This is a genomic window from Kribbella sp. NPDC049227, assembly GCF_043197265.1.
Classification (GTDB): domain Bacteria; phylum Actinomycetota; class Actinomycetes; order Propionibacteriales; family Kribbellaceae; genus Kribbella.
On the sequence record NZ_JBICST010000002.1, the window covers coordinates 329,033 to 353,501 of the forward strand.

Here is a 24,469-nt window from a genome sequence, read left to right on the forward strand (position 1 = left end):
GTTTCAGCCTGCGAGGTCCGCGGTCAACAGATCCTCGAGACTGGTCAGGCTGCCGCCCCGGGTCGCGTCGATCAACGTCTGAAGGAAGCGTCGGTGCCGGTCCGGACTGACGATCGCGGTTCGGTCGGTGGCGAGGTGCCGCCGCGCTCGGCAGACCAACTGACGGCTGTAGACCGGACCGAGTTGGAGGACTTCGCCGATCTGGTCATAGGGATAGTCGAACGCCTCCCGGAGAACGTACGCTGCGCGTTCGTTGGCGGTGAGCCTTGCCAGGATCAGCATCACCGCCTCCTCGAGAGCTTCGCTCTGTTCGAGGTCCGTCGCGGGACTCGCGTTCGGGTCTGCCGCATCCGGGACCGACGACCCATACACTTCGTGGCGACGCTTGGCCGACCGTCTGACGTTGATGGCACAGTGGGTCGTCATCGTCACCAGAAGTGCTCGTGCATTGCCGACGGTTGCCCGGTCCGTCTTCTGCCAGCGAAGCCAGACGTCCTGTACGACGTCCTCGGCCTCGGTGACGCTGCGCAGGATCATGGACGCGATCGCTGTCAGTCGTCTTCGCTCGCCGAGGAAGACAGCGAGGGCCTCGTCGAGGTCACCGTCGGCAGACTCAGCCGCACCATCGAGGACTGCGCCGGGTCTCTCGCCCGCCCAGCTCACTGTCCCGGCAGCAACGCTCATCCTCCTGGCCCTTCTCCCGGTCTGGCAGGTACTGCAGAAATGCGTCAGTCATCACAGTCCGGCTGTCACCCCTGTCTGCGCGCCCCCGAGCGCCCGTGGGCTACCACGTGGGCCTTGCTGCCACGTGGCCTGTGCGACTACGAGGTTCGTGGCCTCAGGCTCGGTTTGCCTTCTGTTGCTTGCGGCCCTGACGTGTCAACGGCCAGTCCGGAGCCGTACCGATGCGGCTGCGATTGCAGGTACTCTCGATCGGTGGCACCTGGCCAGTCGGGCGCCAGGCTGATCGGGCGACGAGACGAGTGTCGAGTCCTTGACGACCTCTTGCGAGGCGCCAAGGCGGGGCGCAGTGCGGCCTTGGTCCTCCGGGGCGAGGCGGGAATCGGCAAGACAGCACTCCTCAAGTACGCCATCGAGCGTTCGGACGGATGCCGGCTCGTGCGGGCGGCCGGCATTCAGTCGGAGATGGAACTGTCGTACGCCGGGCTGCATCAGCTGTGTTCTCCGCTGCTTGCCGGTCTGGACCACCTTCCGGAGCCTCAAAGAGATGCGCTCGGTACGGCGTTCGGCCTCCGGTCGGGCACTACGCCCGACCGGTTCCTTGTCGGCCTCGCCGCGCTGGGCCTGCTCGCGAACGCAGCAGCCGACCAGCCACTGCTCTGTCTCGTCGACGACGCGCAGTGGCTGGACCAGGCATCGGCGCTGACCTTGGGCTTCGTTGGCCGCCGGCTGCTCGCGGAGTCCGTCGTACTCGTCTTCGCCGTCCGCGAACCCGGGTCGCACGAAACACTGGCCGGCCTGCCCGAAGTGCCGGTCAGAGGGTTGCTCGAGCGTGACTCCCGAATACTCCTGGACTCCGTCGTCACCGGTCCGCTCGACCTGCGGGTGCGCGACCGAATCGTCGCCGAGGCCGCCGGTAACCCGCTGGCCATACTCGAGCTGCCGCGCAGATGGACGGTGGCGGAGGTGGCGGTCGGCCTCGCGCCACCGGACGCGCGGCCGCTGTCGAGCCAGATCGAGCGGGAGTTCGTCCGCCGGATCGAGTCGCTCCCGGTCGAGACTCGATCGCTGATGGTTGTCGCGGCCGCCGAGCCGGTCGGTGACGTCAAGCTGTTGCGACGAGCGTCTGGGCGTCGACGTCGACGCCGCGGTCATGAACGCGTCGGAGCTGATAACTCTCAACTCCCGCGTCCGGTTCCGGCATCCGCTGGTGCGCTCCGCGACGTACCGGGTCGCCTCTTCGACAGAGCGCCGGGCGGCCCATCGTGCGCTGGCGGAGTCGACCGATCCTGAGGTGGATCCGGATCGCCGGGCCTGGCACCGCGCGCAGGCTGCCTCAGGTCCCGACGAGGACGTCGCGATGGAGCTTGAGCGTTCGGCTGCCCGCGCGCAGGCACGCGGTGGCATGGCGACGATGGCTGCGTTCCTGGAGCGTGCGTCCGAGCTGACCCACGATCCTGGCCGCCGCTCGACGCGCGCGCTGGAAGCTGCCCAAGCGAAGTTCCAGGCCGGGGCGTTCGGATCGGCGACGAGTCTGCTGGCGACAGCCGGCATCGATCCGCCCGACGAGCTGACTCGCGCCCGGATCGATGTGCTGCACGCCGGTCTCGCGTTTGCACAGGGCCGCGGCATGGAGGCCCCTGCTCCGCTGCTTGCCGCAGCTCGCAGGCTCGAGCAGCTCGACGTAGCGCTTGCTCGTGACACCTACCTGGAAGCAGTCTCGGCGGTAGTCTTCGCCGGTCATCTGGCACGGAGCCCGGGATGGCCGGAGGTGGGAACGGCGGCGCGTGGTGCGCCGCCGTCGCCGTTGCCGCGTGCCGCCGATGAACTGCTGGATGCGTTGGGGATGCGTTTGACGGATGGCTTCACGGCCTCGGTACCGGCGATCGAGAGCGCCCTCACGGCCCTTACTGCCGACGACCTTCCTGTGCAGGAGTCACTGCGCTGGCTCTTGCTGGCGGGAGTGATCGCGGCGGATCTCTGGGATCTCGAGCGCTGGCAGACGGTCACGACTCGCCACGTGGAACTCACCCGTCGGACAGGCGCGCTCAGTGGTCTTCCGCTGGCGCTGGACTCGTCAGCAGTGGTGCTCGTCTTCGCGGGTGAACTGACGGCGGCAGCGGCAGTGGTCGAGGAAGTGCGAACGGTGAGTACTGCGACCGGGACCGTCCAGCCGCCCTTCGGGGCTCTGGCGTTGGCCGCAGCTCGTGGACATGAACGGGAGGCACGCGCGCTGATCGACGCGACTGTCAGTGAGGCGGCCATCCACGGCCAGGGGCTCGGGGTCACGGTTGCGAACTGCCATCACGCAGTACTGTGCAACGGCCTCGCGCACTACGAGGAGGCAATGAGTGCGGCGCGCGCGGCCGCCAGGTACCAGGAGGAATTCGGCGCGCCGCGTTGGGCACTTGCCGAGCTGATCGAGGCAGCCGTGCGCACTGGCTCGCCTGAGGACGCGCACGACGCGCTGGCGCAGCTCTCGGAGACAGCGCGGGCCAGCGGCACGGACTGGGCACTCGGCGCCGAGGCGTGCTCGCGCGCTCTGCTGAGCGACGGCGTCGCTGCCGAGGACCTCTACCGTGAGGCGATCGAGCGGCTCGCCAGGACCCGGGTCCGCGTGAACCTGGCCCGGGCGCATCTCTTGTACGGGGAGTGGCTGCGACGGGAGAACCGCCGTGTCGACGCTCGCGCGCAGCTCACGATCGCCTACGAGATGTTGAGCCAGTTCGGCGCTGACGCCTTCGCCGAGCGCGCGCGTCGTGAGCTGCAGGCGACGGGAGGAAGAGTACGCGAGCGCGCCGTCGCTCCACAGACTGCACTCACGGCTCAGGAGGCGCAGATCGCTCGGCTTGCCGGCGACGGGCTCACGAATCACGAGATCGGCGCGAGGCTGTTCCTCAGCCCACACACGATCGACTGGCACCTGCGCAAGGTCTTCTCGAAGCTCGGCATCGCTTCTCGCAGAGAGATCTCCGCCAGGCTCGGCCAGGGGACAGTGACGTCAGCCGGAGCGACGATCTGATCCGGCGGACGCTTCGTGTCCCGCGGGATGCGGGACACGAAGGCGGCGGATGGATCAGGTGCGGAGGGATCGGAAGGCGGCGCGCAGTTCGGAGGTGAAGAGGTCGGGCTCTTCCCAGGCGGCGAAGTGGCCGCCTCTGGTGACCTCGTTGAAGTAGGTGAGGGATGGGTAGACCGTCTCGACCCAGCTACGTGGGGCGGCCCAGAGTTCGCCGGGGAATGTCGTGAAGGCGACTGGCACCGAGACCGGGGGAGGGGCCTGGCCGGATGCGCCGGCTGCTGCCACGAATCGTCCGAATTCCCAGTACCACCGGGCCGCTGAGGCTCCGGTGCCTGTCAACCAGTACAGCGTGATGTTGTCGAGGATGCTGTCGCGGCTGAGGCCACCCGTCGGCTCCTTGTCGACGAATGCGCGGGACATCTTGTAGTAGCTGTCGGTGTCGTGGTCGAGCATCCAGGCTGCGAGGGCGATCGGCGAGTCGAGCAGGGAGTAGCCGATCGTCTGCGGCCGCGTGGACTGCTCCAGGAAGTAGGCGAAACCATCCCTGGTGAATGTGTTGACCGCGTCGTGGGCGGTGCGTTCCTGCTCGGACTCCGCCGGCAGGAGCTCCTTGAGACCGAGTGCGCCGGCGAGCAGGTTGACGTGGATGCCGACCAGGCCTTCGGGTCCCTGACGGCCCATCGCGTCTGTGACGTCGGCACCCACGTCGCCGCCCTGGGCTACGTAGCGTGTGTAGCCGAGGCGGTCCATCAGCACCGACCACGCTTGGGCAATGCGGTTGGAGTCCCAGCCGAGCTCGGTCGGCTCGCCTGAGAATCCGTAGCCGGGCAACGACGGCAGCACCAGGTGGAATGCGTCCTCCGCGGTGCCGCCGTGAGCGGTCGGATCGGTCAGCGGGCCGACGCTGTCCAGTAGTTCGACGATCGAGCCCGGCCAGCCGTGCGTCATGATCAGAGGCAGGGCGTTCTCGTGCTGCGACCGTACGTGGATGAAGTGGATCTCGACGCCGTCGATGTTGGTCGTGTACTGCGGCAGTGCGTTCACCTTCGCCTCGAACGCACGCCAGTCGTGGTTGGTCGTCCAGTAGCGGGCCAGTTCCTGGAGGGTCTCCAGTTGAACACCCTGGGAGCGATCGGTGACCAGCTCTCGGGTGGGCCAGCGAGTGGCGGCGATCCGGCGGTGCAGGTCGGCGATCGCATCTTCCGGCATGGAGAGCCGGTAAGGACGGATTTCGTTCTCGTTGGACATGCTGTCCCCCTGACGGGTAGGTCGACCGGCGCACCGAGCGCCGACGAACGGGGTCTTTTCGCCAATCAGCGTTGCGCGTCGGGCCGATGCATTGCGCCAGTAGCGGGCACTGGCCCGACTGCGTGCGTCCGGTGGCCAGGGTTTGGCACGCGGGAGGCCGCTCGTTTGGCGGCGTCGGCTATCCGGCGGCGTTCAGGTACGGGCGTAGGAAGGTGTTGAGCGCCTCGATCATTGCGGCGGGAGCCTGCTCCGCGACCCAGTGACCTACGCCGGGAATCACCAGGCTCTGAACGTTCTGTGCGGCAGGTGCGATGCCGCCTGCTGCTGCCGGGCCCCAGCTCTGCTGTCCACCGATCCCGAGCACTGGGATGGTCAGCTTGTTCGTCTGACGGATCTTGTTCTGCTCGAGAGTGAGGTCCCAGTCGCGGTAGAGGCCGAAGGTGGCGCGCAACGTGCCGCGGTCACGGTTGTAGAGGCTGATGTAGTAGTCGATCGCGTAGTCGGGCAGTGTCGTCCCGCCACTTTGGATGGAGTACTCGTAGCGATAGAAGGCGTTCGCGTTGCTCCTGACCATGTCCACGATCAACTCGTCGTCGACGCGGTTGAACGGGATGTGCCAGAGCCTGTTGTTGAGCGGCTCGGGGACGAACAGGGGAGGTGGCGGCGGGCCTGCTGGATCTTCCACCCCGGGTGGTCCGGGAGTCTCGGCAACGACCAGGCGATCGACCCTGTCGCGGTGGTCAGCGGCGAGCGCGTATCCGATGATGTAGCCGGTGTCGTGGCCGACGACCGCGAAACGCTGGTGGCCCAGCTTCGTCATCAGCTCCGCGAGGTCCTTGGCCAGCGTGGCCGCGTCGTACCCTTCGCGGGGCTTGTCGGTCAGTCCGATCCCGCGCTGGTCGACGGCGATCACCGTGAAGTCGCGAGCCAGTGCCGGCATCAGGAAGCGCCACGCGTACCAGTTCTCGGGCCAGCCGTGCACCAACAGCAGCGGCGGGCCGCCACCGCCGATGACTACGTGCTGGCGGATGCCGTTGGCCTCGATGAACCGGCTCTTGAAAGTTCTCGTGAATCCGGTCGGGAGCTTCGGTGCGGTGGAGACCGAGCCGAGACCGTCCGCTGCCCGCCGTGGCGTGGCGAAGGCGGTCGAGGGGGCCAGACCACCGATCAGCGACACACCGGTCGCAGCCGCGGCAGCGCCGACGAAGCCACGGCGGGAGAGCACGCTCCGGGCGGGCTGTGGCGAGGACAGGTCGCCGTCGACGTCGGTAGGCGGCTCTTGGGCAGACGTGCTCATGATGAGACTCCTTCGAGAAGAGACAGATCCGCTGTGATCTGTCGACCTCATCGAGACTGGGCGTTCGCGCCGCCTTGGTGCGCCCGTGACGGTCCCTGGTCTCGTCCCTGGCCCCGAGGCCGACCCTCGGCCCGTGCTTGCCGGCACCGATGCCGTGGCGGCCCTCGGCCTGTCACCAGGGTGTGCACCAGTGCCCGGCCCGGGCGCGCGTCCGGGCCCGCGAAGACATCGTGGAGGTCAATGGGCGGCTTGCACTGACAAGCGGCCGGCTACGACAGGAAGGAACGATCGTGCGCGTATTTGTCGCAGGAGGAACAGGAGTCATTGGCCGGCCGCTCGTAGAAGCGCTGGTCGGTCACGGTTATGAGGTCACGGCCAGCAGCCGTCGACGTGAGGGCCTCCCTGTCGTGGAGCAGCTCGGAGCGCGGCCGGTGTTGATGGACGGACTCGACGAAGTGGACGTCGGCCGGGTGGTCGCCAAGGCGAAACCGGACGTGATCGTCAACCTGATGACAGCGCTCTCGGCGCCGTCTCACGACTACGGCACCTGGCTGGCGGTGACCAACCGGCTGAGGAGCGAGGGGACTCGGATTCTGATCCGCGCGGCTCGTAACGCGGGAAGCCGTCGCCTCGTCGCGCAGAGCGCCAGCTTCATGACCCAACCCGGATCCGGACTGACCGACGAATCGGCGCCGCCGTACCTCGATGGCCCGGGACCGATCGGAAATCACATCAGGGCGAACATCGCGGCGGAGAACCTCCTGCTCGAGGCGGCGGGGATCGAAGGTGTCGTGCTGCGCTACGGCTTCCTGTACGGCGAAGGCACCGCGATCGGCCCTGGCGGAGACATTGTCGCGGCCGTCGTCGCGGGCGACATGCCGATCGTCGGCGACGGCGCCGGCAGGTACCCGTTCGTGCACGTTCGTGATGCGGCGACTATCACGGCGCAGGCCGTCGATCGCGGCGACTCAGGCGTCTACAACGTGGTGGACGACGAGCCCGCGCCGCAAGCCGAATGGTTGCCGTACCTGGCCCGGCTCTTGGACGCCCCGCCACCACGGCACATCTCCGAGGAGGAGGCCGAGACACAGATCGGCGTCCAGGCCGTGTACTACGGCAGCCATCTCCGCGCAGCAAGCAACGCCAAGGCCAAGTCCGAGCTCGGGTTCAACCCGGAGTACCCCTCCTGGCGCGACGGATTCCACAAGCTCTTCGGCTGAGCGGCGCGGATCGATCGTCCCTTCAGTGGGCGTCGGCCGGCGCCGGGCGGGGCAGGGCTTGGCGCAGGTCTCTGCGGGTCTGGACGCCGAGCTTCCCGTAGACCTTCCGTAGGTGCCACTCGACTGTGCGCGCGCTGAGGAACAGCGCGGCGCCGATCTCGGCGTTGGTGAGACCTTCGGTGGCGAGTCGGGCGATATGGGCTTCCTGCGGGGTGAGGTCGCTGCTGGTCTCGACGGCCCGCCGACGTACGGCCTCGCCTGTGGCGGCGAGTTCGTGGCATGCACGTTCTGCGAATCCGTCGATTCCCATGGCACTGAAGGCTTCGAACGCGAGGCGCAGTTTGGTCCGTGCCTCCCCGCGGCGGTCCTGACGTCGCAGCCATTCGCCGTACCGGAGTTGGGCTCTGGCACGCTCGACCCCGAGGGTTGTCTGCCCGAGTCTCTCGGCCTCTTCTCGATAGTTGTCTTCGGCGGTCCGGCCCGAGTGCAACAGAGCTCGCCGGCCGGCTTCGACGCCCAGTGCTGCATCGGTACCACTGGCCTGGGTGAACGACGCGAGTTGTTCGAACGCGAGGTTCGCGTCGGCCGTGCGCTCGATGCGCACGGCTGCTTCGACGAGTTCGGCGAGGGCCCATTTCGGGGGCCCGAGCTCAAGTGGCGACGCGGCGGCCAGTTGGGCAGCGGTCAAGGCTTCCTCGTAGCGGCCGAGGCCGTTGAACATGACGGCCTGGAACCAGCCGATCATGTTCAGGCCGACCCCTTCGCCGCGGGCTGCGACGTCGTCGAGCAGGTTACGGAAGCGCGGTTCTGCTCGTGACGCATCTCCGCGGATCGCGCTGAGGCAGACGGCGCCGTACGGCATCATCGTGTTCTGCCCTCCGGTCACCTCGGCCACCCAGTCGCATTCGGCCACCAGGGCCTCCGCCTCGGCTGTGTCGCCGCTGTACAGGTTGTAGATGATCCGGCTGTTGAGAGCGACCGGCAGCACACTCAACGCGCCGATCCCACGAATGGCGGTCAGATGTCGTTGCGTGAGGACGCCCCAATTGAGGTCGTCGAAGAGATCGGTCGCCGCGCAGGCCGCAAGCCACGCGAAGCGCACGGACTCATCCATGCTGAGCTCGCCGGTTCCGAACGCTCGCACGGTGTCCAGCAGGCCGGGTGCCGCGGCCGCGTAGCCGTCGGTGTACAGCACCGCGATCCCGCGCAGCATCACGTCGGACTTGTCGGCCGTGGTCGGCAGCCGAATGCCGCGCAGTGCTTCGGCGACCTGCCGCATCCCGATTCCGGATCCGGAGGCGAGCCTGCCGGCAAACATCGCCGCGGCGAAGGCGTCGAGGTACGTCTCCCGGGCGAGCCTGGCGTCGAGCTGCTCCAGCCGGCCGGCCGCAGCGAGGAGCAGCGGCAGCCCTTTGTTCCCGCCTTCGGAATAGTGCGAGATCTGCGCCTGCAGAAGGCCGACGCGCGCGCTCTCCGTCTCGTTCAGCGGTCCGGCTTGTGCCTCGGCGAGCAATGACAGCGCGTCGCCGAAGGCACCGGCTGTCGCCTTTGCCTGGGCGGCCGCGAGCGAGCGACGAGCGCGCCGAGCGGGGTCCGGCGTGAGCCTCGCGGCGGCTTCGAGGAACCCGGCCGCCGCCGTGATTCCACCGCGGCCAAGGGCCCGGTCCGCAGATTGCTCAAGTGCGGTCGCGACTGATTCGTCGGGTCCCGAGGCGGCCCGGGAGCGGTGCCAAGCCTGCCGATCCGGATCGCCGACCGGATCCGTGGCATCGGCGAGGGCCTCATGTGCGAGGCGCAGTTCCTCCGGAGCGGCCGCACGGTAGACAGCCGAGCGGACGAGTGGGTGTCTGAAGTCGACTCGATGGCGCAGTTCGAGCAGGCCTGTCGACTCGGCGGCTGAGATGGCCTCGTCGCCGATCCCGAGTCGCTGCAGAGCACGACGTACCAGGTCGACGTCCCCGAGTGGGTCGGCGGCTGCCACCACCAGCAGCCGGCGAGCTTGGTCCGGTAGCGGCTCCAGCTTCTTCAGGAATCCTTCCTCGAGTCGGCTGGTCAGGCTGGTGTCCGGCCCGCTCCCGTCGCCGAGCACAACGCCGGCGGCGACAAGCTCGTGGGGGAGCTCGAGGAGGGCAAGCGGGTTGCCGTGCGATTCAGCGACCAGGCGGTCCCGGACCTGGGCGTCGAGCCGCCCGGTCACCATCGACTCCAGCAGTTGGCCGGCATCCTGGTTGTTGAGTCCGCTCACCCCCAGCTGCGGCAAAGCGGTGAGCCTCGCCGGGTCATCGGTGGTACGAATCGCGAACACCATCGCGACAGGCTCCGCGCGGAGCCGACGGGCGACGAACTCCAGGGTCTGCGCAGACTCCTGGTCCAGCCATTGAGCGTCATCGATCACGCACAGAAGCGGCTGCTCCTCGGCAGCGTGACTCAGCAGGTTGACCACCGCCAGCCCGACGACGAACCGATCGGGCGCTGCGCCTGACGCAAGACCGAACGTCGTCTCGAGTGCCGCTCGCTGTGGGGGCGGCAGTCGATCCAGCCCATCCAGGAAGGGGATGCAGAGCTGGTGCAAACCGGCGAAAGCAAGCTCGATCTCGGACTCCACACCGGCTGCCTGGCTGACGCGGTATCCGTCGGCGTTGTCCAGCAAGTACCGCAGTAGCGCCGTCTTGCCGATCCCGGCCTCGCCACGGAGCACCAGGATCTGGCTGTCTCCGGTTCGAGCTGTGCCGAGGAGTGATGTCAGCGACTCACACTCGGCCCGGCGTCCACGGAGACCGGGCCAACCTGAACTGACAGTCATGAGCACCCCATCGTCCCGATCCGAGCTGGCAGATCGGCCACGGCATGGGGCGACGTCGGAGCCGACGCAGATTTCACTCTGGCACTGACTCCAGGCTTGGGGCAACGGTCGCGATCAGTGCGGAGACCAGCCGTCCTGGTGCTCGAGCAGCTGCCGGATCCGCGCGGCGTTCACCGGACGCCACGCGGTCCGGAGGAACGCTGACATTCCCGGCGCGAACTCCTCGTCGGGCGGCAGCGACGCGAGATCCAGCAAAGCCTTCGCGCCCACGATCGCAACCTTGTCGAACCCGGCGATGCGCCGGGCGAACAGGTCGACGAAGTCGTTCAACTCGGAGTCAGGCAGGACCCGGTTCACATAGCCGTACCGCTCGGCGAGAGCTGCCGGGAAGTCGTCGGCACCGAGGATGATCTCGGCCGCCCGCGCTCGGCCGACCAGTCGCGTCAGGCGAGCCATCGCGCCGCCACCCGGCACTGCTCCCAGACCTACCTCGACCTGGCCGAGGAGGGCGTTGTCGCTCGCGAACCGGATATCAGTGGCCAGCACGAACTCGCTGCCGGCGCCCCGGGCTCGCCCACGGATCGCCGAGATGGTGACCGCCGGGACCTTGCTCAAGCGCACAAGGTTGTCCACGTACTGGTGCAGGCCAGTGGGTCCTGGTGTCATCCCGGCCAGCCGAGCCCGGTCGGCGGTGACGTCCCAGTGCGCCATGAAGAAGTCCCGGTTCAGGCTGTCGAAGACGACCACTGTGAGTGCAGGAGCAGCTTCGATCCTTGCCACCAGCTCGGCGAGTTGATCGACGGTGTCGGGATCGATCAGGTTCATCGGCCCGTTCTTGAAACTGGCTCGCCAGTAGGCGTCCGAGACTTCGGTGACGTGAAACTGCGGAGCGTTCATCGAGTGGTCTCCGATCATTGTTCACGCGACTCCCGCCCGAGCCGGCGACTCGACCATCACTCACCGTGCCGGTAATTGCGCCAGTACCAGGCACTGGCCACTGCACTGGTGCTTCGCCGACGTTCGGCCTGGCCTCGGAGGGCTCATCGAAGTCCGTCCGGAGATCCGGCATTGCGTACCCAGGAATCCGATGCGAACCTCTGGGACAGAAGTGCTTGGAGGCGGTCGTGTCCCGAAGAGCCGGCCCTGACGGGCCGAAGTTGCGGGGGCGGCGCGACGAGTGCGAGGTGCTGGATCGTCTTGTCGCGGGCGCTCGCCTGGGCGGTCGCGGCGTGATGGTCCTGCGCGGTGCGCCCGGGATTGGCAAGAGCGCCCTGCTCGGCTACGTTGCGGCGGCAGCGACAGACTGTCGCATCCTGCGCGTCGCCGGTGTCGAGTCGCAGATGGAGCTTGCCTTTGCCGGCCTGCAGGAACTGTGCGAGCCGTTGCTGGGCGCGCTCGATCAACTCCCCGGACCGCAGGCGGACGCCCTCGCCACAGCCTTCGGACTACGCGACGGAAGACCACCGGACCAGTTCCTGGTCGGGCTCGCCACCTCGACGTTGCTGTCCGTCAGCGCTGGAGATTCCCCCATCGTGTGCGTCATCGACGACGCCCAGTGGCTTGATCAGGCGTCCGTACGGACGCTCGCCTTCCTGGCCCGCCGGTTGACGTCCCAGCCGATCGCGAGCTCGGTCGCCATGGCTGTCGCGGTCAGAGCAGGGGATGGCGCCGAGACCTGGGCGGGGCTCCCAGAATTGTGGCTCCATGGTCTGACTGCGCCGGATGCTGAAGCACTGCTCGAGTCGGCGGTGAGTGGTCGTCTCGACACGCGTGTCCGCGATCGCATCCTGGCTGAGGCACACGGGAATCCGCTGGCGCTATTGGAGCTCCCTCGATGGTTCACCGCGGCTGAGCTGAGCTTCGGCCTGGGTCCGGACAGCACGACCAGGAGCAGATCGTTGACAAGCCGGATGGAGGAGGAGTTTCACCGTCGAATCGAGCTACTGCCGCGCGACGCCCGCCTTCTGCTGGTCACCGCGGCGGCGGAGCCGCTGGGTGACGTCCGTCTGCTGTGGAGGGCGGCCCACCGTCTGGGTATCGGCGTAGATGCCGCCCGGCCGGCTGAGCGTGGTGGGTTGATCGAGCTCCGCGAGACGGTCCGGTTCCGGCATCCCCTGGTCCGTTCGGTGGTCTATCGATCGGCCGCTGCGTCGGAGCGACGGGCGGCGCACAGAGCGCTGGCCGACAGCACCGACCCGAGCACGGACCCCGATCGGCAAGCTTGGCACCGCGCAGCCGCGGTAACAGGCCCGGACGACGACGTCGCGGCGCAGCTGGAACGGTCCGCTGATCGCGCCCTGGCACAGGGCGGCCTCGCGGCCGCGGCCGCTTTCCTGGAACGCGCGGCCGTGCTGACTGCCGACGCCGATATCCGGGTTCAGCGTCAGCTCAATGCGGCGCAGGTGATGATCCATGCCGGCGCTCTCGAGGCAGCATTGCAGCTGCTCGCTGTGACCGAGCATGGACAGCTCGACGAGCTACAACGCGCACGCCTCGACGTACTGCGTGCCCAGATAGGCCTCGCGAACAATCAGAGTCGGCAAGCGCTTCCGCTTCTGGTGAATGCCGCGCAACGGCTCGAACTGCTCGATCTCGAGTTGGCTCTGGACTGCTACGTGGATGCGTTCACGGCATCGTGGTTCGCCGGACATCTGGCGACCGAACCGAATACGGTGGCTATTGCCGTGATGGTGCGCGACGTACCGAGGCCGCCTCGGTCACGACGTGGGGACGACCTGCTGCGTGCAGTGGCAGTGCTCTTCGGTGAAGGCTACGGGCCGGCGGCTCCGATGCTCGTCGCCGCGATCAAGGCTTTCGACAGCGACGATCTCTCGGTGCCGGAGGCGCTGCGGCTCCTCTGGCTGGCTACGGTGGTCGCGATCGACCTCAGGGACAGCGATGCGTGGGAGCGGTTGGCCAGCCGGCACCTTCAGATTGCCCGGGATTCAGGTGCCCTGAGCGCGCTGCCGCTCGCTCTGACCGCGCGAGCCTTTGTGGATCTGTTCTCCGGTGACCTGCGCGCTGCGTCGGCTCTGGTCGATGAGGTCGAGACGGCCACCGAGCTGGCGCAGCTCAGAATGACGCCGTACGGCGCCATCGGCTTGGCAGCCTTCGAGGGACGCGACGAGCACGCATCGCGCCTGCTCGCCTCCGCGCGACGTGACGCGGCAAGCCGCGGTGAAGGGATCGGTGTGTCCTTGACCGACTGGGCGAACGCACTGCTCTGCAACAGTCATGGCAGGTATGCCGCGGCCCTCGCGTCAGCGCGCGAGTCCGCGGCTCACCCGGAGGAGACAGTGGTCAGGTCCTGGAGTCTGGTCGAGCTGGTTGAGGCCGCTGTGCGTACGGGGGATTCTGCCAGTGCCGCATCGGCCGCCGAGCAACTCATGGAGGCAGCACGAGGGACCGGCACGGACTGGGCCCTGGGGATCGTCGCGCGTTCGCAGGCACAACTTCACGATGGTCCACGGTGCGAGGAGCTCTATCGTGAAGCAGTCGATCGCCTCGAGCGCACCAACCTGCGCGTCGAGCCGGCTCGTGCCCGCTTGCTGTTCGGCGAGTGGCTCCGCCGCGCCGGCCGTCGGCTCGAAGCTCGCGACCAGCTCCGGGCCGCGTACGACGAGTTCACAGCGATGGGGATGGAAGGCTTCGCCGGCCGAACGCGCCGCGAGCTGAGCGCAACCGGCGAGACAGTCCACCGACACGTGGCAGAGGCCCGTCAGCAGCTCACCGCCCAGGAACTGCACATTGCCCGCCTGGCGGTGGACGGCCTCACCAACGCCGAGATCGCCGCGGAGCTGTTCCTCAGCCCACGCACGGTCGAGTGGCACATCCGTAAGATCTTCACCAAGCTACGCATCACCGCCCGCCGGCAGCTGGCCGACGCACTCCGCGGCACCAGCGCGAGCCCTTGAGCCGCTGCGTCGGACGACTAGCGGACGTTGGTACGACGCGATTGCGTTTGTCTCACAATGAGCGTTTTGATGGCGGGTACGGCGACTGAGCCGTCGCGTCATGGGGCACGTTTTCGGCGACGGGCACCAGAACATATCCCTTGGAAGGTGACCGGGTCTGCCGAGGATGTGTGTCAACAACTCCGCAGGCCCGGCCCCAACGCGCTGGCGGAGGTGTACGCCGACGGAGTGAACGTTTCCCGGTGGATTCGTCGAGGGGTGTAACGGGATCGCCTGTCTGAGCGTCGTACTGCTTGTAGGCACGACGGAGGAGAGTGGATGAGACAGGCGGCGGACGACTTCGAGGAATTCGCGCATGCCCGGACGCCTCATCTCTACCGAACAGCTTGGCTTCTCGCCGGCGACCGCCATCAGGCGGAAGACCTGGTGCAGGAGACGCTGGCGAAGATGTTCCGGGCCTGGCGTGGGATCTCGCGCATCGACAATCCGGCAGCGTATGCGCAGACCGTGTTGGCACGGACCTTCGTGTCCCAGTGGCGGCGCCGGCGCCTGGTCGAGCAGTCGTACGCCGAGGTTCCGGAAGAGATCGCGCAATCTCCTGGCGATACCGAACTGCGGGTCGCGCTCCAGGGCGCCCTGTCCGAGTTGGCGCCGCTGGATCGAGCGGTGTTGGTGCTGCGGTTCTTCGAAGATCGCAGCGTCGAACAGGTCGCGCTGGATCTTGGCAAGAAGCCTGGTGCGATCAGGACGCGCACCTCCCGGGCGCTCGACCGGCTCCGGGCGGTCCTCGGCGATGACGCTGTCCACCTGGCATCCCTGTGACCCGAAGAGGAGAGAAGTTCTCATGAACGACGTAACCGATCTGATGCGACGTGCCACCGAGAATCTGGAGCCGGAGTCCACCGATCTGGTGGATCGCGGGATCAGCCGTGGTGTCGTCCTTCGCCGGCGCCGCAACGCACTGGTGGGCCTCACCTCGGCGAGCGCTGTGGTGGCTGTGGCCGGCGTGATCTTCGCCGGTAGCCAGATGCTCGGCGGCGAGAGTTCTGCCGGGACGCCGGTCGCGGGCGTGCCGAGCGCCGCGACGTCGCCTTCGGCGGCTGCGAAGCCGGCGCGGCAGGTGACTCCGACTGACACGCTGCGGACTCTCAGGAGTCTCGTGCCGGCCGGAATGAAGGTGTCGCAGCCGCGTACCTGGGGCGACAACTTCATCGGTGCCTCGTACGTCGTCGACGATGGTAAGGGCGATTCGCTGCTCGAAGTCCAGGTCATGACTCGCAAGAGCCAGATCTCCTGCGCGAACGAGGCTCATCCGGAGAACTGCATCACTCGGCCGGATGGGACGATCGTCCTGACTGAGCACCAGCCGGGCGGATCGGTGAAGGGAACGCCGGTCGCTGCTATGAGCGCAGTCCAGGTGCGCTACACCGATGGCCGGGTGATCGTTGTCGGCAACGCCAACTCGACGGCGTGGAAGCACGCCCCCATCACTCGCACCCGGCCGCTGCTCACTGTCACACAACTCACCGCACTCGCGGACAGCAAATCCTGGGGTTTCCCACCCGTTGGGTACGGCAAGGACCTCGGCCGCTAGCAGCCGGACGCGTACGCCGGGATCGCCGCGCCGCACCTCCGTTCGGGCGGTCAGTTCACCACGTCGACGATCGCGGTGACGGGTCCATAGGCGGTCTGGCCGGTGATCGAGTATCTGGTGCCCTGTGCGTCGGCTTGGCTCCACTTGACCGGCGTGGCTCGGACGACCTTGTCCTTCACCCGCAGGACTGTGACGTTGTGGGGGAGCCGCGGAGCTCTTCCTGCCTTGGCGGTGAGGTAGACCTTGTCCTGCAGGATGTTCTTCGCGGCACTCTTGGCGAAGATGTCGATCGAGGCGTACGGCTCGAAGTACCCCGGCATCCCCGGGACTGCGCGGAACATCGACTGCCAGTCCGCCGGCTCCCAGACCAGCATCCCGAGACCCTTGTTGTCGACGATGTCGTTCGCCGCCTGGATCACGCGCTGGAGCGCGTCGGCCTGGCCCTGGACCGTGCGCGGGAACGTCGAGTTCGGCATCGGAGCGCCGCCTTCGCCGGATGCCGGGTAGGACGTCTCGGCGATCTCGAGCCGGTAGTTGCCCAGCGTCGTCGCCATGGTGTGCAGGTAGAGATCGAGCTCGTCCGGCGAGCCATGCCACTCGGGATAGTAGGACAGTGCCAGGACATCCGGATCCACGCCTCGGGCCTTGAGTCGGGGGAGGAGTTGCTGCCAGAACTCCATGGTCTTGTCCAACCGGTCCTTGTCCACGATGGCGTGGATCTCGACCTTGGTGGACGGCGAGGCCTTGCGAACCGCGCTGATGCCGGTGGCCATCAGTGAAGCGAAACGATCCCACGCCTGGTCGTACTTGACCTGCTCCTCGGGCACTGTCGACTTCCAGTACTTCCACAGCAGGCCGCCACCTGGCTGGGACTGGTAGATGTCCTTGTCCCGGTCGAAGTACGGCGGGTTGGTCGTGCCGATCTCGGCGGCCTCGCTGCCGTACAGGAAGCCGTTGATCACTTCATTGCCGACAGCAACTTTGTCCGGGCGCGTTCCCTGCCGGGCCAGGCGGCGTACATAGTCGTAGGTGAACTCGTACATGGCTCGCTGCAGTTCGGGGAACGTCAGTTGTGCCCACGCGCGCGGCTTGGGCTGCTTGCCGGGGTCGGCCCACGAGTCGGCGTAGTGGAAGTCGATACCGAGCTTCATGCCGCGCGCGACGACAGCTTTGGCGACCGCCGCGGTGCGGTCCGGGCCCTGGTACGCCGGTGAGGTCGGAAGGCCCGAACTCTCGTCGCGCGGCTCGTTCCAGACCCGCAACCGGGTGAACTGCATGCCGCGATCGGCCGCGACGTCGAGCAGGCCCGGCCCGGCGCCCATGTCGTCCATCGACGGGTTCGGATTCACGTAGAAGTTCTGGCCTTGGTGCTGGTCGGCGTACGACATGTCCGCACCGTTCACCAGGTCGTCGCGAAGATAGTTGAACGCCCTGATCTCGCTGATGCCCACGGTCGCACCGGGACTGGTGCCGATGATCCGGACCCGCAGGTAGCGGATTCCCTCGCGATGGACCAGGTCGGCGGCACCACGAGCAGCGACAGTACTGCGGGAGTGATCCGCGATTGTGGCCCAGTGCGAGTTATCCGCCGACGCCTCGACGACGTAGCGATAGGTGGAACCGGCGTCGGGGAAGACGACCTCGACCTTGCGGATCGCGTCGTACCTGCCGCCGAGATCGAGCGTCAGCCATTGCCCAGGCCTGTGGTCGTCGGCGATCCACGCTGTCGCTTCGTCCTGATCCTTCGCGAGTGCCGCGGTGTCCGAGCCGCTGCTCACCTGGACCGACGACCAGAACTTGGCCGCGATATCGCTCGCGATCGGGTTGATCGTCGCTGTCCCGCCGATCCCTGCGGCCGGCTGTGGAGAAGTGATGGCGGCGAGGACCACCAGGGCGGTGACAGATCTGAGGAGATGCGTCGGTCTCATCACGGGCGGAGTCCTGTCAGCGAGGCGGATGCTGTGAGCGGTCACAGAATCCGTCCCAGCACGACCGCTGTCAAGAGCGAAGGATCGACCGATGCGTTCGTACTGCCGGAGGTCAGGGGGCCACGTGCAGGACGAGCTTGCCTCGGGTGCGTCCGCTTTCGCCGCGACGGTGTGCCTCGGGGGCCTGGTCGAAGGGAAAGATCTCCGCTACTTCGACAGCTACGTCGCCGGCGTCGATGAGCTCGGCGATCGTGGTCAGCGCCGGGCCGTCGGGCTCGACCAGGAATGGGCGAGCCTGGCGGCCGTGTGCCTCGGCCCGCTCGAGCAACTCCGGCGAGACTCCGGAAGGTACGGCGACAACCAGGCCGCCGGGCCGGACCACATCGAGCGAGCGCGTGCTGGTGTTGTCGTGACTGTCGCCGATCAAGTCGATGACGACATCCACATCGCGTACCGCGTCCTCGAACCGTACGGCGGTGTAGTCGACGAGCTCATCGGTGCCGAGCTTGCACAACCAGTCGTGCTTGGCTGCGCTCGCAGTACCGATGACGTAAGCACCCAGGTGCTTGGCGAACTGAACGGCGAGGTGGCCGACGCCGCCGGCCGCCGCGTGGACGAGCACCCGCTGCCCGGGCGTCACGTTGGCCACGGCGGTCAACGTCTGCCAAGCAGTCAGTGCGGCGAGCGGCACGCCCGCGGCCTCGTCGTGGCTCAGCGTCGCTGGTTTGCGGGTGAACTGGCGAGCAGGCGCGGTCACGTACTCCGCGTATGCACCAGCCTGCCGCGGGAACCACGGCATCCCGTACACCTCGTCACCGACGCTGAGCGTGTGCACGCCGAAACCGATCTCCTCGACGACGCCGGAGACGTCCCAGCCGAGGATGAACGGCGGCTCGCCGAGCACGCCCGCCATCCCGCCTCCGGCACGCGTCTTCCAGTCCACGGGATTCAGCCCGGCCGACACGACGCGCACCAGCACCTCTGTCGGCAACGGCACCGGCTTCGCGACCGTGACGGGGTGCAGGACTTCAGGACCGCCGAACTGGTTCTGGCTGATTGCTCGCATGGTGGGGGTGGTCACCGGTTACTCCTCTTCGTCGGTGCGGACTGGTCGGGCCGCGACTACGCGGAGAAGCTATCCACTGGGTGGTAGTAACCCGCAAGGGCAGGTACTACCCTTTGGGTAGTACACGAAGAGGAGAGGCCTGATGCCGACGCGTTGCGAGACCGACCAGCACGATCATCACGACGTCTACTCGGCGCTGTGCCCGTGCCGCGACGTACTCGATCTGCTGGCCAACAAGTGGTCAGCGCTGGCGATCGGCGCGCTGGAGGACGGTCCGCAGCGCTTCGGCGCGCTGCAGCGGCGACTGCAGGGCGTCAGCCCGAAGGTCCTCACCCACACGCTGCGCCGCCTCGAGGACCGCGGCTTCATCGATCGCACGATCTACCCTGCCGTTCCGCTGCACGTCGAGTACGCGCTCACCGCCCTCGGCAAGAGCGTCGCCGAGCCCCTCGCCCAACTGCGCACCTGGGTGGAGACCCACCTCGACGACGTACACGCCGCAACCTGAACGAGGTCAGGGCGCGCCTGAGCGTAGGAGTTGTCGGGTAGTCGGGCGGCCTCGTTCGTCGAGGCGTACGACGACATGCTCGTTCCATCGTTCGTCGGAGTGGGGGTAGTCCGAGCGCCAGTGGCAGCCGCGGCTGTCTTGTCGTGTGGTCGCTGCCGCGATGACAGCTCGTGCGACCGTCGCCAGTGGTCCGTCGCCGAGCGGCCCGAGTTCGTCCGCAGCGGCGTTCAGACCTGCGCCATCGCGACGGATACCGGCGTACTTGGTCAGGATCGCGCGGATCCGTTCCGGTTCGCGATCATGGTTCAGCGTCAGTTCGTGTGAGCGACCGTGGACGGTTGGGGGGAGGTCGAGGGTGAGGGCCGTGGCAACGCGCCGGCCGAAGACCAGGCCCTCCAGCAGGCTGTTGGAGGCGAGCCGGTTGGCCCCGTGTACGCCGGTTGCGGCGGCCTCTCCGACGGCGTACAGACCTGGTACGTCGGTTGCGCCGTCGCGATCGGTCCGGATACCGCCGCACAGGAAGTGTTCGGCGGGCGCGACCGGGATCTGCTCGGACAGCAGGTCGACCCCGATCCGGGCGCAGGAGGCCAGTACGGTCGGGAACCGGTGGCGAAGTACGTCGGGTGCGATCGAGGTGGCGTCGAGCCAGACGTGGTCGGATCCGTCGCGGCGCATCGTTGCCTCGACCTCCCGGGCGACGATGTCCCGAGGAGCCAGATCGGCCCGCGGGTGCCGGCCGGCCATGATCCTGCGACCCTGCATGTCACGCAGTACGGCGCCTTCACCGCGGACGGCTTCGGTGACCAACGGCAGTTGACCGCTGGTCTCACCGGTGAAGAGCGCGGTCGGGTGGAACTGGACGAACTCCATGTCCACCAGGGATGCACCGGCCCGCAGCGCCAGAGCGATGCCGTCACCGCGCACGGTCGGCGGATTGGTGCTGGCCAGGTAGGCGTTGCCGATTCCGCCGGTGGCAAGTACTACGGCGCGCGCATCTATCCGGATGGTCTCCGTGCCGGTTTCGACGAGTACGCCGATGACGCGGCCGGAGTCCGACTTGATCAGGCCGACGGTCCGTCCATCCATCGTCTGAACGCCGGTGAGGTCCAGTGCGCTGCGGAGCGCGCGATGAACCTCCGCGCCGGTGGCGTCACCGCCTGCGTGCACAATCCGCGGATGACCGTGGCCGCCCTCGAGAGTTCTCGACAGCGATCCGTCGTCGTTGCGGTCGAAGCGAGCCCCCTGAGCGATCAGCTCGGCAAGTCGCTGGGGTCCTTCCTCGACCAGCGCCCGAACGTTGCGGGGATCGCAGAATCCGGCGCCGGCGATGTCGGTGTCGCGTGCGTGGTCGAGCGGATCGTCCTCGCCGTACGCGGCGGCGACACCGCCCTGCGCCGACGGCGTGCTGCCCTCGCCGGCGCTCAGCAGGAGTACGTCGCGGGTGGCCGCCAGGCCGAGCGCGGTCGAGAGACCTGCCACGCCGGCGCCGATGACGACGACGTCGACTGCGTGGGTCATCGAGCACCCGCCGGCTTGCCGATGGCAACCATCCGTTCGACCGAACGCCGGGCACGCTCGACGATCTCGGGCGCCAGGTGGATCTCGTCGCGTCCCTCACGCAGGCACCGCACGAGGAGTTCCGGGGTGATCATCTTCATGAAGCGGCACGAGGCCTTGGGGTTCACCGGCAGGAAGGTCGTCTTCTGGTTCACCTTGCGAAGCTGGTGGAGCATGCCGATCTCCGTCGCGACCAGGGCGGTCTTCGCGGTCATGTCACGAGCGGTGTCCAGCATGCCGGCGGTGGACAGGATGTGGGTCCGATCTGCCGGCAGATCACCCACACCGGCGAGCCAGACCGCCGACGACGCGCAGCCGCACTCGGGGTGGACCAGAACCTCGGCCGCGGGATCGGCTGCCACCTGGGCTCGTAGGTCGGCCGCGGTGATGCCGGCGTGCACGTGGCATTCGCCCATCCACACCTCGATGTTGTCCCGACCGGTCTGCCGCCTGACATGGTCCCCGAGGAACTGGTCGGGCAGGAACAGGACCGGCTGATCCGCCGGGATCGAGTTCACCACCTCCACCGCGTTGGACGACGTACAGCAGATGTCGGCCTCGGCCTTCACCGCCGCACTGGTGTTGACGTAGGCAACAACCGCGGCGTCGGGGTGCTCGGCCTTCCAGGCCCGCAGCTGGTCGGCGTCAATGGTGTCCGCCAGGGAACAGCCGGCCTGAGCAGTGGGGATCAGCACGGTCTTGTCCGGGCTGAGCAGCTTGGCGGTCTCCGCCATGAAGTGCACGCCACAGAAGACGATCGTGGACGCGTCGGTACTGGCGGCGACGCGAGACAGTGCGAGCGAGTCGCCGACGTGATCGGCGACATCCTGAATCGCCGGTTCCTGGTAGTTGTGGGCGAGCACCACCGCATCTCGCTCCCGGGCCAGGCGGCGTACCTCTTCCTGCCAGCTGATTGCCGTGCTCTGAGCAACGGTCACGACGAGGTCCTTCCATCGACAGGTTTTCGCTCGATAGGCGATAACTAGGATTGACGGTACCATCTGCGACGTGTCCGCAGCCAAGAAAGGTGATCCGGTTAACTTCCCCAGTTATCCCCACGAGGTGCTGGCGGTGGTCCTGTCCGTCCGCGACGGCAGGTTGTGTGTCCTGCTGTGGAGACGCGCGCGGAGTCCGCACCGGGATCGCTGGGCGTTGCCTGGGGGTGGCGTCGAGCCCACCGAAAGGCTCCGGGAGGCCATCACCGCTCATCTCGCGGCGAAGGTCGACGTACGCGACGTCGCGCATCTGGAGCAGTTGGCCACCCACAGTGCGATCGACCGTGATCCGCGGGCGCGGGTGCTGGCGACGGCCTATCTCGGCCTGGTTCCGTCCGACGTACGGCCCAACCTGCCGACCGACACGGTCTGGCACCCGGTGGACGACCTACCGCGTACGGCGTTCGACCACCACTTCTTCATCGACGCAGCGGTCGCGCGGCTCCGGGCGAAGCTGTCGTACACGAACATCGGATTCGCCCTCGCCCCGCCCGAGTTCACCATCGCGGAGTTGCGCGACTTGTTCCGCGCCGCGTTGGGCTACGAGCTCGGCGCCACCAACCTGACTCGCGTTCTGACCCGGCGCCACGTGATCGACCCGACCGATCGCACGTCTCGCCCCGGCCAGTCCGGCGGACGCCCCGCCACCGTCTACAAGTTCGTAACCCACGAACTCACCGTCACAGACCCCTTCGCCGTACTACGCCCACCCCGCTGATCCGGCTGGGGATGTCACATCGGGGGTTGGTGTTTGGACTTAGTGGTGAGGTGGCTGGCATGTGGCCGGCTGTCCACTACACGGAGGAAGTGGATCCATGACGAATCCCCTGACCAAACCTGTTCGGCGTTCCAAGAAACGCGGGTGCAGTGTGGCGTTGCTGTTGACCGCGGCGGCGGTGGTGCTGGCGAGCTTCAACCCGGTGCAGAGCGTTGCCGGGGAACAGCGTGGGGCGAAGCCGACCATCGTGCTGGTGCACGGCTCCTGGGCGGATGCCTCGAGCTGGAACCGTGTCACCCAGCGTCTGCAGGACGACGGGTACACGGTCCGTGCCATCCCCAACAACCTGCGCTCGGTTGCGGGCGACGCGGCGTCAGTGCGCGCCTTCCTGCAAACGGTGACCGGACCGGTGGTGCTGGTCGGTCACTCGTACGGCGGGTTCGTGATCACCAACGCGGCCACCGGGCTTCCGAACGTCAAGGCGCTCGTGTACGTCAACGCCTTCGCCCCGGACACCGGCGAGACCCCGTTCCAGCTCGTGGGGCCGGACTCGGCGCTCGCGTCCGACCCTGCGACCATCTTCGACCTCGTACCTCCCACACTGCCGCCCTCCCCGACCACCGACGTCTATCTCAAGCGGTCGACCGTCTTCGACTCGTTCGCGACCGGGCTGAGCGCCGACGACAAGGATCTCGTGTTCGCAACCCAGCGACCGGGCGCACTGGGTGCGCTCAACGAGCCGTCCGCAACCCCGGCCTGGAAGACGATCCCGTCCTGGAGCGCGATCGGTACCAAGGACCAGATCATCCCGGCCAGTGCACAGCGGACGATGTCCAAGCGGGCCGGCGCCACCATCACCGAGTACGACGCCGGGCACCTCGGCCTGATGTCCGACCCCAAGGTCGTCACCAGGGTGATCGAACAGGCCGCGCGCAGCTAGAACCTGTTTCAAAGGGAGGAAATCCAATGACCAAGCACATTCTGGAGGAGGCGGCGCAGGGGATCGCCGACGCGACCTCACGACCGCCGTTCCTCTACCAGCTGTCCAAGGAGGAGGCCCGGAAGGTTCTGGACGACATCCAGGCAGCTCCGATCGACAAGCTCACGGTCGACGACAAGTGGATCACGGTACCGGCCGAGGTCGGTGACGTCCGGGTCCGGATCGTCAAGCCGGTCGGCGCCGAAGGGCCGCTGCCCACGATCCTCTATATCCACGGCGGTGGGTGGATCCTCGGCAATGCGGGGACCCACGACCGTCTGGTCCGCGAGCTGTCCGTCGGTGCCGAGGCCGCGATCGTGTTCGTCGAGTACGACCGCTCGCCGGAGGCGCAGTACCCGGTCGCGATCGAGCAGGCGTACGCCGCCGCCCGCTGGATCACCGCCCACGGCCGCGACGAAGGCCTCGACCCGAGCCGGCTGGCGATCGCGGGCGACTCGGTCGGCGGCAACATGACCGCGGCGGTGACCATCCTGGCCAAGCAGCGCGGCGACGTCACGTTCGTGCACCAGTCGCTGTACTACCCGGTGACCGATGCCGCTCAGAACACCGACAGCTACCGCGAGTTCGCCGACGGACCGTTCCTGACCGCCAAGGGAATGGCCTGGTTCTGGGACGCCTACCTGCCGGACCACACCCGGCGCGGCGAGAGCACCGTGTCGCCGCTGCGGGCCGGGCTCGACGAGCTCGCGGGTCTGCCGGAGGCGTTCGTCATCGTCGACGAGAACGACGTACTGCGCGACGAGGGCGAGGCGTACGCCCGCAAGCTGACCGAGGCCGGCGTCCGCACCACGAGCGTCCGCTACAACGGCACGATCCACGACTTCATGATGCTGAACCCGTTGCGTGAGTCGGCGGCCGTGAGCGGTGCGGTGGAGCAGGCGATCCACGTGCTCCGCAAGGCGCTCGGCGCCAAGTAGG

19 protein-coding genes are annotated in these 24,469 nt (G+C 67.6%); 10 read left to right on the forward strand and 9 right to left on the reverse strand.

Annotated elements, in window-relative coordinates:
* Positions 1-3: 3 nt before the first annotated feature.
* Complete coding sequence (locus ACGFH6_RS08350; protein WP_393381660.1) at positions 4-684, reverse strand: sigma factor; 681 nt, start codon at positions 682-684, stop codon at positions 4-6.
* Between the two features lie 252 nt (positions 685-936).
* Between ACGFH6_RS08350 and ACGFH6_RS08355 the strand changes: the two genes are divergently transcribed.
* Entirely contained in the window at positions 937-1,974 is a 1,038-nt protein-coding gene (locus ACGFH6_RS08355; RefSeq protein WP_393381661.1) for an AAA family ATPase, read from the forward strand.
* Positions 1,975-2,041: 67 nt separating this feature from the next.
* Positions 2,042-3,703 (forward strand): LuxR C-terminal-related transcriptional regulator, encoded by a 1,662-nt coding sequence (locus ACGFH6_RS08360; protein ID WP_393381663.1) that lies wholly within the window; start codon positions 2,042-2,044, stop codon positions 3,701-3,703.
* Positions 3,704-3,757: 54 nt separating this feature from the next.
* On the opposite strand, the gene ACGFH6_RS08365 is transcribed toward ACGFH6_RS08360, so the two are convergent.
* Positions 3,758-4,951, reverse strand: a complete 1,194-nt coding sequence (locus tag ACGFH6_RS08365) for an epoxide hydrolase family protein (RefSeq protein WP_393381664.1) — start codon at positions 4,949-4,951, stop codon at positions 3,758-3,760.
* 178 nt (positions 4,952-5,129) lie between these two features.
* Positions 5,130-6,248, reverse strand: coding sequence for an alpha/beta fold hydrolase (locus ACGFH6_RS08370; protein WP_393381665.1), 1,119 nt, complete (start codon positions 6,246-6,248; stop codon positions 5,130-5,132).
* 149 nt (positions 6,249-6,397) lie between these two features.
* Here ACGFH6_RS08370 and ACGFH6_RS08375 point away from each other — a divergent pair, with 149 nt between their 5' ends.
* Positions 6,398-7,468, forward strand: coding sequence for an NAD-dependent epimerase/dehydratase family protein (locus tag ACGFH6_RS08375; protein WP_393381667.1), 1,071 nt, complete (start codon positions 6,398-6,400; stop codon positions 7,466-7,468).
* A 22-nt stretch (positions 7,469-7,490) separates the two neighbouring features.
* Here the strand turns inward: ACGFH6_RS08375 and ACGFH6_RS08380 are convergent, their stop codons facing one another.
* Positions 7,491-10,271, reverse strand: coding sequence for an AAA family ATPase (locus tag ACGFH6_RS08380; RefSeq protein WP_393381669.1), 2,781 nt, complete (start codon positions 10,269-10,271; stop codon positions 7,491-7,493).
* 114 nt (positions 10,272-10,385) lie between these two features.
* On the reverse strand, positions 10,386-11,168 hold the full coding sequence (locus ACGFH6_RS08385; RefSeq protein ID WP_393381670.1) for an enoyl-CoA hydratase/isomerase family protein: 783 nt from the start codon (positions 11,166-11,168) through the stop codon (positions 10,386-10,388).
* 227 nt (positions 11,169-11,395) lie between these two features.
* On the opposite strand from ACGFH6_RS08385, the gene ACGFH6_RS08390 reads away from it, so the two are divergent.
* From ACGFH6_RS08390 to ACGFH6_RS08400, 3 genes are all read left to right on the forward strand, one after another.
* Positions 11,396-14,185: an AAA family ATPase gene (locus tag ACGFH6_RS08390; protein WP_393381672.1), complete on the forward strand. Its 2,790-nt coding sequence runs from the start codon at positions 11,396-11,398 to the stop codon at positions 14,183-14,185.
* A gap of 318 nt (positions 14,186-14,503) precedes the next feature.
* A complete protein-coding gene (locus ACGFH6_RS08395) occupies positions 14,504-15,007 on the forward strand; it encodes a SigE family RNA polymerase sigma factor (protein WP_393381674.1) in 504 nt (167 codons plus the stop codon).
* A gap of 22 nt (positions 15,008-15,029) precedes the next feature.
* On the forward strand, positions 15,030-15,779 hold the full coding sequence (locus ACGFH6_RS08400; RefSeq protein WP_393381676.1) for a hypothetical protein: 750 nt from the start codon (positions 15,030-15,032) through the stop codon (positions 15,777-15,779).
* A 50-nt stretch (positions 15,780-15,829) separates the two neighbouring features.
* Here ACGFH6_RS08400 and ACGFH6_RS08405 read toward each other — a convergent pair whose 3' ends face one another.
* Together ACGFH6_RS08405 and ACGFH6_RS08410 are read right to left on the reverse strand one after the other, a co-directional pair.
* Positions 15,830-17,707, reverse strand: a complete 1,878-nt coding sequence (locus ACGFH6_RS08405) for a glycosyl hydrolase 53 family protein (protein WP_393381677.1) — start codon at positions 17,705-17,707, stop codon at positions 15,830-15,832.
* Positions 17,708-17,819: 112 nt separating this feature from the next.
* Positions 17,820-18,788 (reverse strand): NADP-dependent oxidoreductase, encoded by a 969-nt coding sequence (locus ACGFH6_RS08410; protein ID WP_393381679.1) that lies wholly within the window; start codon positions 18,786-18,788, stop codon positions 17,820-17,822.
* Between the two features lie 127 nt (positions 18,789-18,915).
* Between ACGFH6_RS08410 and ACGFH6_RS08415 the strand changes: the two genes are divergently transcribed.
* Positions 18,916-19,281: a winged helix-turn-helix transcriptional regulator gene (locus tag ACGFH6_RS08415; protein ID WP_393381681.1), complete on the forward strand. Its 366-nt coding sequence runs from the start codon at positions 18,916-18,918 to the stop codon at positions 19,279-19,281.
* Between the two features lie 6 nt (positions 19,282-19,287).
* Here the strand turns inward: ACGFH6_RS08415 and nadB are convergent, their stop codons facing one another.
* Both nadB and nadA read right to left on the reverse strand, forming a co-directional pair.
* A complete protein-coding gene (nadB, locus tag ACGFH6_RS08420; RefSeq protein WP_393381683.1) occupies positions 19,288-20,799 on the reverse strand; it encodes an L-aspartate oxidase in 1,512 nt (503 codons plus the stop codon).
* Positions 20,796-21,776 (reverse strand): quinolinate synthase NadA, encoded by a 981-nt coding sequence (nadA, locus tag ACGFH6_RS08425; protein ID WP_393381685.1) that lies wholly within the window; start codon positions 21,774-21,776, stop codon positions 20,796-20,798. The genes nadB and nadA overlap by 4 nt, the downstream gene beginning before the upstream one ends.
* A 124-nt stretch (positions 21,777-21,900) precedes the next feature.
* Between nadA and ACGFH6_RS08430 the strand changes: the two genes are divergently transcribed.
* The 3 genes from ACGFH6_RS08430 to ACGFH6_RS08440 all read left to right on the forward strand — a co-directional run bounded on the left by ACGFH6_RS08430 (position 21,901) and on the right by ACGFH6_RS08440 (position 24,468).
* Complete coding sequence (locus ACGFH6_RS08430; RefSeq protein ID WP_393381687.1) at positions 21,901-22,551, forward strand: NUDIX domain-containing protein; 651 nt, start codon at positions 21,901-21,903, stop codon at positions 22,549-22,551.
* Between the two features lie 97 nt (positions 22,552-22,648).
* Entirely contained in the window at positions 22,649-23,491 is an 843-nt protein-coding gene (locus ACGFH6_RS08435) for an alpha/beta fold hydrolase (RefSeq protein ID WP_393381688.1), read from the forward strand.
* A 26-nt stretch (positions 23,492-23,517) separates the two neighbouring features.
* On the forward strand, positions 23,518-24,468 hold the full coding sequence (locus ACGFH6_RS08440) for an alpha/beta hydrolase (RefSeq protein WP_393381690.1): 951 nt from the start codon (positions 23,518-23,520) through the stop codon (positions 24,466-24,468).
* Position 24,469 lies beyond the last annotated feature (1 nt).